Source organism: Streptomyces sp. 13-12-16, from assembly GCF_002114215.1.
Taxonomy (GTDB): domain Bacteria; phylum Actinomycetota; class Actinomycetes; order Streptomycetales; family Streptomycetaceae; genus Streptomyces.
Genome location: NZ_NCTE01001361.1, coordinates 922 through 9,290 on the forward strand (window position 1 = coordinate 922; position 8,369 = coordinate 9,290).

At 71.8% G+C, this 8,369-nt stretch carries 10 protein-coding genes and 1 pseudogene; 8 read left to right on the top strand and 3 right to left on the bottom strand.

What is annotated here, in order from left to right; genetic code table 11:
- From B7767_RS40855 to B7767_RS40865, 3 genes and pseudogenes are all read left to right on the top strand, one after another.
- Positions 1 to 211, top strand: a pseudogene (locus B7767_RS40855) (IucA/IucC family siderophore biosynthesis protein); the annotation flags it as partial.
- A gap of 45 nt (positions 212 to 256) precedes the next feature.
- Positions 257 to 1,531, top strand: a complete 1,275-nt coding sequence (locus tag B7767_RS40860) for a VWA domain-containing protein (protein ID WP_107486629.1) — start codon at positions 257 to 259, stop codon at positions 1,529 to 1,531.
- Positions 1,531 to 2,334, top strand: a complete 804-nt coding sequence (locus B7767_RS40865; RefSeq protein WP_085576296.1) for a hypothetical protein — start codon at positions 1,531 to 1,533, stop codon at positions 2,332 to 2,334. The genes B7767_RS40860 and B7767_RS40865 overlap by 1 nt, the downstream gene beginning before the upstream one ends.
- A 48-nt stretch (positions 2,335 to 2,382) precedes the next feature.
- Here B7767_RS40865 and B7767_RS40870 read toward each other — a convergent pair whose 3' ends face one another.
- Positions 2,383 to 3,009 carry a helix-turn-helix domain-containing protein gene (locus tag B7767_RS40870; RefSeq protein WP_085576297.1) on the bottom strand — a complete coding sequence of 209 codons (627 nt, stop codon included), beginning with the start codon at positions 3,007 to 3,009 and terminating at the stop codon, positions 2,383 to 2,385.
- A gap of 83 nt (positions 3,010 to 3,092) precedes the next feature.
- On the opposite strand from B7767_RS40870, the gene B7767_RS40875 reads away from it, so the two are divergent.
- Positions 3,093 to 4,301 (top strand): pyridoxal phosphate-dependent aminotransferase, encoded by a 1,209-nt coding sequence (locus B7767_RS40875; RefSeq protein ID WP_085576298.1) that lies wholly within the window; start codon positions 3,093 to 3,095, stop codon positions 4,299 to 4,301.
- Positions 4,302 to 4,344: 43 nt separating this feature from the next.
- Positions 4,345 to 4,671, top strand: coding sequence for a hypothetical protein (locus tag B7767_RS40880; protein ID WP_085576299.1), 327 nt, complete (start codon positions 4,345 to 4,347; stop codon positions 4,669 to 4,671).
- Here the strand turns inward: B7767_RS40880 and B7767_RS40885 are convergent.
- A complete protein-coding gene (locus B7767_RS40885) occupies positions 4,661 to 5,560 on the bottom strand; it encodes a helix-turn-helix domain-containing protein (RefSeq protein ID WP_085576300.1) in 900 nt (299 codons plus the stop codon). The two genes, B7767_RS40880 and B7767_RS40885, sit on opposite strands and share 11 nt — an antisense overlap.
- A gap of 212 nt (positions 5,561 to 5,772) precedes the next feature.
- Between B7767_RS40885 and B7767_RS40890 the strand changes: the two genes are divergently transcribed.
- Positions 5,773 to 6,738, top strand: coding sequence for an MBL fold metallo-hydrolase (locus tag B7767_RS40890; RefSeq protein ID WP_256923753.1), 966 nt, complete (start codon positions 5,773 to 5,775; stop codon positions 6,736 to 6,738).
- Between the two features lie 8 nt (positions 6,739 to 6,746).
- Here B7767_RS40890 and B7767_RS40895 read toward each other — a convergent pair whose 3' ends face one another.
- Positions 6,747 to 7,226 (bottom strand): ATP-binding protein, encoded by a 480-nt coding sequence (locus B7767_RS40895; protein WP_085576304.1) that lies wholly within the window; start codon positions 7,224 to 7,226, stop codon positions 6,747 to 6,749.
- Positions 7,227 to 7,374: 148 nt separating this feature from the next.
- Here B7767_RS40895 and B7767_RS40900 point away from each other — a divergent pair, with 148 nt between their 5' ends.
- Positions 7,375 to 8,205, top strand: a complete 831-nt coding sequence (locus tag B7767_RS40900; protein WP_085576301.1) for a helix-turn-helix transcriptional regulator — start codon at positions 7,375 to 7,377, stop codon at positions 8,203 to 8,205.
- On the top strand, positions 8,202 to 8,369 hold a 168-nt coding region (locus B7767_RS40905; protein ID WP_085576302.1), incomplete at its 3' end, for a DUF397 domain-containing protein. The genes B7767_RS40900 and B7767_RS40905, both read left to right, overlap by 4 nt.

Here is an 8,369-nt window from a genome sequence, read left to right on the forward strand (position 1 = left end):
CGGCGCGCTGGCGGGGACGGCGGGGTCGGGACCGGCGCTGCGGGCGGCCCTGGAGGGCGCCGTACGGGATCTGCCGCGCACCCCGGACCTGGCCGCCCTGCTCGACGGCCCGCTGCCGGCGAAGGCGCTGACGCTGATGCGGCTGTCACCGCGGACATCGGGGGACCAATGGGCGGAACTGCCCAATCCGCTCCGGTACGAGGCCCCGTGACACCCCGTTTTGGAGCGCGGCGCTCCTGATCAATAGGATCCGCCGATGATCAGAAGAAAACGGCCGGTGGCAGGCGCCTGTGCCCTGCTCGCCGCACTGACGGCCGGGTTCGCCTTCCCGGCCGGGGCGGCCGCCGGTGAACCCACGGGTCAGGACGCCCCCAAGGTGAACCTGGTCCTCGATGTGAGCGGCTCGATGCGGGCCAAGGACATCGACGGCCAGTCCCGGATGGCGGCGGCGAAGCAGGCGTTCAACGAGGTGCTGGACGCGACGCCGGAGGAGGTCGAGCTGGGCATCCGCACGCTCGGCGCGAACTACCCCGGCGACGACCGCAAGGAGGGCTGCAAGGACACCGCGCAGCTCTACCCGGTCGGCCCGCTGGACCGCACCGAGGCGAAGACGGCGGTGGCCACGCTCGCCCCGACGGGCTGGACCCCGATCGGCCCCGCCCTGCTGAAGGCGGCCGACGACCTCGAGGGCGGCGACGGCTCCAAGCGGATCGTGCTGATCAGCGACGGCGAGGACACCTGCGCCCCGCTCGACCCGTGCGAGGTGGCCCGGGAGATCGCGGCCAGGGGCATCGGCCTGACCATCGACACCTTGGGCCTGGTGCCGAACGCCAAGCTGAGCCGGCAGCTCAGCTGCATCGCCGAGGCGACCGGCGGGACGTACACCTCGGTCGAGCACCAGGACGAGCTCACCGACCGGGTGAACGAGCTGGTGGACCGCGCGGCCGAGCCCGTGGTGACGCCGGTGGCCGTCCAGGGTGCCGGCTCGTGCGCCGAGGCGCCGGTGCTGGAGTCCGGCCTCTACACCGACCGTGAGGAGTTCGGGCAGCAGCGCTGGTACCGCGTGGAACTGCTCGCCGGCCAGGAGCTGCGCGCCTCGGTGAGCGTGGCGGCGGACCGCGCCGTGCGCCCGGACTACGGGGTGCTGCTGAGGGCCGTCACGGTGCACGGCCGGGAGATCGTGCGCGGCGAGGCGGCCGGCAACGGCCGTACGGATGTGCTGTCCACCGGGCTGCGCCACCCGAAGCCCGAGCGGGACGACGACGACAGCGGCAAGCCCGCGGCCGAGGTCGTGTGCCTGGCGGTGACCAACTCCTTCTCGGTGGACTCCGGGGTGAAGACCACGCCCGGTCTTCCGCTGGAGCTGACCGTCGACGTCGTGGACGGCCCGGACGGCGCGGACGACGTGGCCTCCTTCGGCCTCGGCCGGGGCTGGTGGCTGCTCGGCGCGCTGGTCCTCACCGGCTTCCTCGCCGGTCTCGTCTGGGGCTGGCTGTCACGCTGGCGGGTCGCCGTCTGGAGGACCAACTGATGCGCGCCGTACGTGTACTGAGTGCCGCCCTCCTGGCCCTCGGGCTGGCCGCCGCCCCCGCCGCGGCCGACTCCTCCCCCTCCCCCGGCGCGTCCGGCGACGACGGGGCGCCCACCCGCGCGGGCACCTCGTTCCGTACGGCGACGGAGGTCGAGCAGGGGCAGACCGCCACCGCGCGGGCCTCCACGGGCGACTACCTGTACTGGTCGTTCCCGGCGGACGCCGGGCAGCGCCCCACCGTCCACGCGACGGTGAAGCTGCCGGAGAGCCACGCCGCCGAGACCTGGCAGATCGACGTGTACGACGGTCTGCGCCGCCGCCAGGCCTGCCAGTACGGCGCGCAGACCCGCACCGCCGGGGCGGACACGCCCTCCGTGGAGCTGGAGTGCGTGCTGCGCACGGTCCGCGCCTGGTCGGAGCCGTGGGCCGATGACCCGCTGCCGGGCACGTACTACGTCCGTCTCACGGCGCTGCGGCTGTCCACGGCCGACCTCGGCCAGCCGGTGAGCACCGAACTGCGTGTTGGGTCCAAGGACATGGGCGGCGCGGCGGCGGTGGACGGTGCGCTGTCCGAACCGCTGGTGCCGGGCATCGCGACGCGCGCCGAGGCCGACGAGGACGACGACTCGCCGTCCGCCGTGCTGGCCGGCCTGGAGCCCGAGGACGGCTGGACCTCCGGCTGGTGGTCCGACCGCTGGATATGGACGGCGGCGGGCGGTGTGCTGGCCGCCCTGGCGGGTGTCGCCGGCTACCGGCTGACGCGGGGGTCCGGGCGCCCGCCCGGGGTGCCACCGACCGCGTGACGTCCCCCCGGAAGGCCCGCCCCCGTGCGGGCCTTCCGGCTTCTCGCCTCACGTCCCGCGCAGCGCCTTGGCGAGCGTGCCCTCGCCCGTCACCCCGACCCGTCCCGCGCGGACCGCGTCGGCCAGGGTCAGCTCGCCGCGGCCGATCGCCGTACAGGTGGCGGTGTCCAGGGCGAGCAGGGCGTCGGGTTCCCCGGGGGCGGGGCCGTCACCGTACACGGGACCGTCCTCGGCGCCGACGCGCAGGTGGAACCTGCCCTCGTCCAGGCGGACTTCGACGAGGCCCTCACCCTCCAGGGCGCGCAGCAGGGGCAGCGCGAACCAGTGGGCGCGTACCGCGTCCGTGGGGCGCCGCTCGCCCAGTTCGGCCTCGCCCCAGGTGCCGAGGGACTGGAGCACGGGCAGCAACGCGCCGCCGCGCGGGGTGAGTTCGTACACGTACGCCGCTCCGGGCGGGGGCAGCCGGCGGCGGGTGGTGAGGCCGTCGCGCTCCATGTCCCTGAGCCGGGAGGCCAGTACGTCCGTGCTGACGCCGGGCAGGTCCGCGTGCAGGTCGGTGTAGCGGCGCGGGCCCGCGAGGAGTTCGCGGACGATCAGCAGGGTCCAGCGGTCGCCGACGACGTCGAGCGCGCGGGCGGCGGAACAGTACTGGTCGTAGCTTCGGCGAGGTGACATGCGACGCAGTCTAGACATGTTGTTGGACTTTCCAAGCTCCCACTTGGTAAAACCAAGCAACACCACGTGAGGGGAAGCGGCGCATGGAGTTCCGGCAGTCGAGCAAGCTCAGCGAGGTCTGTTACGAGATCCGCGGTCCGGTGATCGAGCACGCCAACGCGCTGGAGGAGGCGGGGCACAGCGTGCTGCGCCTGAACACCGGCAATCCGGCCCTGTTCGGTTTCGAGGCGCCGGAGGAGATCGTCCAGGACATGATCCGGATGCTCCCCCGGGCACACGGCTACACCGACTCACGGGGCATCCTCTCCGCCCGCCGCGCGGTGGCCCAGCGCTACCAGACCCTGGGCCTGGAGGTCGACGTCGACGACGTCTTCCTCGGCAACGGCGTCTCCGAGCTGATCTCCATGGCCGTACAGGCCCTGCTGGAGGACGGTGACGAAGTCCTCATCCCCGCGCCGGACTTCCCCCTGTGGACCGCGGTGACGAACCTCGCGGGCGGCAAGGCGGTCCACTACCTGTGCGACGAACAGGCCGACTGGTACCCGGACCTGGACGACATGGCGGCGAAGATCACGGACCGCACCAAGGCCGTGGTCGTCATCAACCCCAACAACCCCACGGGCGCGGTCTACCCGAAGGAGATCGTCGAGGGCATCCTCGACCTGGCCCGCCGCCACGGCCTGATGGTCCTCGCCGACGAGATCTACGACCAGATCCTCTACGACGACGCCGTGCACCACTCGGCCGCCGCGCTCGCCCCCGACCTGGTCGTCCTCACCTTCTGCGGCCTGTCCAAGACCTACCGCGTGGCGGGCTTCCGCTCCGGCTGGATGGTGGTCACCGGCCCCAAACAGCACGCGAAGGACTACCTGGAGGGCCTGACCATGCTGGCCTCCATGCGGCTGTGCGCCAACGCGCCTGCCCAGTACGCCATCCAGGCCGCGCTCGGCGGCCGGCAGTCCATCCACGAACTGACCGCACCCGGCGGCCGGCTGCGCGAACAGCGGGACGTGGCCTGGGAGAAGCTGAACGAGATCCCCGGCGTGAGCTGCGTGAAGCCGAAGGGCGCGCTGTACGCGTTCCCGCGCATCGATCCGTCCGTGCACAGGATCCACGACGACGAGAAGTTCGTACTCGACCTGCTCCTGCGGGAGAAGATCCAGGTCGTCCAGGGCACCGGCTTCAACTGGCCCTCCCCCGACCACTTCCGCATCCTCACCCTCCCCCACGCGGAGGACCTGGAGGCGGCGATCGGCCGGATCGGGCGGTTCCTCGGCGGATACCGGCAGTAGGAGGCCGGGAACCACCGGCGGGACGATCGCGTCGGATCAAGGCATGAGGGAAGAGGGACGGGGCTGTGCGGGCATCCTCCTGGCGGCCGTGGGAGCCGTCGTGTCGGTGCTCTCCTGGGCGCCGAGGGCACGGGTCAACGTCCACGGCGGTTTCGAGGGCACGCACCGTGACCTGAGCGTCCTCTACGTCGACCTCCCCCTCGTCGCCGCCGGCGGCGCGCTCGTCCCGCTCGCCGTCTGGCTGCTCGTCCTGCGCACATCGCGCCGCCCGTGGCTCGCGGCCGTGCTGGCGACGGGCGCGCTCGCGCTCGGGGTCTGGGGCCTGCTGAGCTGGTGGACGCCCTACGAACGGCCCGAGTTCACGGGTTAGGTCCCCGCCCCGCACCCTCGCCCATGCCCATGCCCATGCCCATGCCGCAAGCCTGTCGCAGCACCGTCAGCGCCGTGGAGGAGGCGGATGCGGGCTCCGCGGTGAAGGTGACGAGGGACTGGTGCGGTTCCTGCGGGACGTGGAACGTCTGTTGCGTGACGGTCAGGTCCCCGACGACCGGATGCGCCAGGTCGTAGACGTCGCGGCCGCAGGGCTCGACGGTGTGCTCGGCCCACAGCGAGGCGAACTCGGTGCTGTGGATCGCCAGTTCGCCGACCAGCGCGGCGAGGCAGGCGTCCTCGGGGTTGCGGGCCGTCAGGATGCGCAGGTTGCCGACCACGGCACGGGCCTTGGCGGGCCAGTCACGGTAGAGGGCGCGGGTGTGCGCGTCCAGGAAGACCAGCCGGGACAGGTTGGGCCGGGTGACCGGGTCGTCGGGCGAGGCGGGGTCCACGTGTCCGGCGAGCAGGGCGTGCCCGGCCCTGTTCCAGGCCAGCACGTCGTTGCGGCGGCCCACGACGAGCGCGGGCACGTCGCCCATGGCGGCCAGCAGCGTCCGCAGATCCGCGGAGGCGTGCTCCTCGGGAGGCGCCGCCGGCCCGGTCCGGTGACTCGTCGTCGACAGGACGTGCAGGTGTTCCCGCTCGGCCGTGGTCAGGTGCAGGGCGGTCGCGATCGCGTCGAGGACCTCGGCCGAGGCGTTGAGCGACTGGCCCTGTTCGAGCCGGGTGTAGTAGCCGGCGCTGACCCCCGCGAGCATCGCGAGTTCCTCCCGGCGCAGCCCGGGCACCCGGCGCCGGTCCCCGTACCGGGGCAGCCCGACGTCGTCCGGGCTCAGTTGGGCCCGCCGCGCCCTCAGGAACTCACCGAGCGGTGATCTGCGGTTCATGGCGGCAAGTATGCGCGGCAGACGTGTCCGCCGCCTGCACCTGTCAGGGGTAGGCAGGAGCGGGCCTGGTCACCTCGGCCGGTGGCCTCCAGAGTCGGTCGTACGGATCGCGGCGAGAAGCCGCTCCGCATCCCCTGCTCACCCGCCCCCACGGCACCGCCGTACGCATCGCGGCCCTGCCCCGGGCACCGCACACGAACGAGGTAGACACCATGCCCACCACCCCGCCCGCGCCGTCCTCGCCCGCGGAGGCGGCCGTCTCCACGGCACCCCGGGTCACCACGGTGGAACTGGGGGACGTCGAGATCACCCGCGTCATCGAGTTCTCGGAGACCTCCCCGATGACGACCGACGTGTTCTTCCCCGGCAGCGAGCCCGAGGAATGGCGGCGCCACGCCGCGCTGCTGGACCCGGACCACTGGGACGCCCGCACCGACCTGTCGCGCGTCGCCACCCAGTCCTGGGTGCTGCGCAGCGAAGGCAGGGTCATCCTGATCGACACCGGAGCGGGCAACGGCAAGTACCGCCCGCTCCAGCCGATCTGGTCGTACCTGAACACGGACTACCTGGAGAACCTCGCCGCGGCCGGCGTCCGGCCGGAGGACGTCGACCTGGTCGTCAACACGCATCTGCACGACGACCACGTCGGCTGGAACACCCGGCTCGACGGACGCGACTGGGTGCCCACCTTCCCGAACGCGACGTATCTGATGCCGCGGACCGACGTCGAGTACTGGCACCCGGAGAACCTGCACCGCACCAAGTTCGGCCGGGGGAACCAGAACGTCTACGAGGACAGCGTCCAGCCGGTGATCGACGCCGGGCTCGTCACGACCTGGGAGGACTCCCACGTCATCGACGCCAACCTCCGGCTCGAACCGGCCCCCGGGCACACTCCGGGTTCCTCGGTCGTCCACCTCGAGTCCGGAGGTGACCGCGCGGTCTTCGCCGGTGACCTGCTGCACGGCGCGATCCAGATCCACGAGCCGCACCTCAACAGCTGCTTCGAGGAGGACGAGGACGGCGCCCGCGCCAGCCGGGCACGGATGTTCGCCTACGCGGCCGACCACAACGCCCTCGTGCTCCCCGCCCACCTGCCCGGCCACGGCGCCTTCGAGATCCGGCGCGAGGGCGGCGGGTTCGGGCTCTCCCGCTGGGCGCCGTTCTCCCGTACCTGACGAGCTCGTCAGCCCCGCGGGGCTTCGTCGCCCCGGCCCAGAAGGACTTCGCACCACACCGTCTTGGTGTACGGGTTCCCACAGGTGGTGCCCCAGTGGGTGGCCAGTGCCTCGACGAGGAGGAGCCCCCGGCCGGACTCCGTGTCGAGTTCGGCCGGGGCGAGTGCGCCGGGCGTCGGTGGGCGGCGGTCGGGGCGGGCGTCGGTGAGTTCGATACGGAGCGTGGCGTCCTCCGGGTGGAGGGTCAGACGGAGCCTGAAGTCCCGGCCCGTCACCCGCCCGTGCACCGCCGCGTTCGCGGCGAGTTCGGCCACCAGCAGGGACGCCGTGCGGTTGGCCTCGCTGTCGTACGGCCAGCCCCAGGAAGCGAGTTGCTCGGCCGACAGGTGACGGGCCAGGCGTGCGCCCCGGGCGGTGGCCGAGAGCCTGATGCTGAAGTGACGGACGGGGTCGACGTGTTCGACGGGCGGGACGATATCGACGTTCATGTCACTCAGCGTGGCCATCCGGCTCCGCCGTGAACAGTCCCGGCGACCGTACCCGGGAGCGCCGTACGGAAGGTGTCCGGGCCTGTCCGGGTCGTGACGCGTGACGTCCCGCACCCGCCGCGTGTTGAACCCACGGAGGTGTGGGGACATGAGCGTGGAACCTTACGGGGCGGACGAGGAGTCGGCGGCCGTTCTGCGGACCGTCGGGCGGGTCATCAAGATGTGCCGGGAGCGGATGGGGCTGACCCAGGCCGCCCTCGGCACGCACATCGGGTACAGCGAGGAACAGGTCTCGTCCGTCGAGCGCGGACGCCGGGCGCCGATGGAGGAGTTCCTCGACGCGGCCGACCGGGTCCTCGAGGCCGACGGCCTCATCGGGGGACTGAAGAAGGACGTGGAGAAGGCCCGCTTCCCGAAGAAGGTGCGCGACCTGGCGAAGCTGGAGGCGGAGGCCGTCGAGATCTGCGCCTACGACAACTCCGTCGTCAACGGCCTGCTCCAGACCGAGGACTATCTGCGGGCGGTGTTCGGGTCACGGCGGCCCGCCTTCTCGCAGGACGAGGTCGACCAACTGGTCACCGCCCGTCTGGCCCGGCAACGGATCGTCGAGGGCAGCCAGCCGAGCACGTCCTTCAGCTTCGTGCATGATGAAGCTGCGTTGCGGCGACGAGTCGGGGGCAAAATGGTGCTGCGCCGACAGCTCGAACGGCTGTTGGATGTGGGGCAGAGGCGGAATGTGGAGATCCAGGTCCTTCCTCTGGATCGTGAGGACAACGCCGGGCTCGGCGGTCCGTTCCATCTGCTACGGCTCAAGGAGGGCAGCACAGTGGCGCACAACGAGGTTCAACGGACCAGCCGGCTGATCTCGGAGAGGAAGGAGATCCAGATCCTGGAACTGCGGTACGGGGTCATCCGGGCGCAGGCCCTCCCGCCACGAGAGTCGCTGGCCTTCATCGAGAAGATCCTGGGAGAGACATGACTGCGAAGTCCCTTACCGAGCTGACCTGGTTCAAAAGCAGCCACAGCACCGACGACGGCCCCGCCTGCGTGGAAGTCGCCACCACCCCGGACACGATCCACGTACGCGACTCCAAGCACATAGAAGGCCCCCACCTCACCTTCACCCCCGTCCAGTGGACCGCC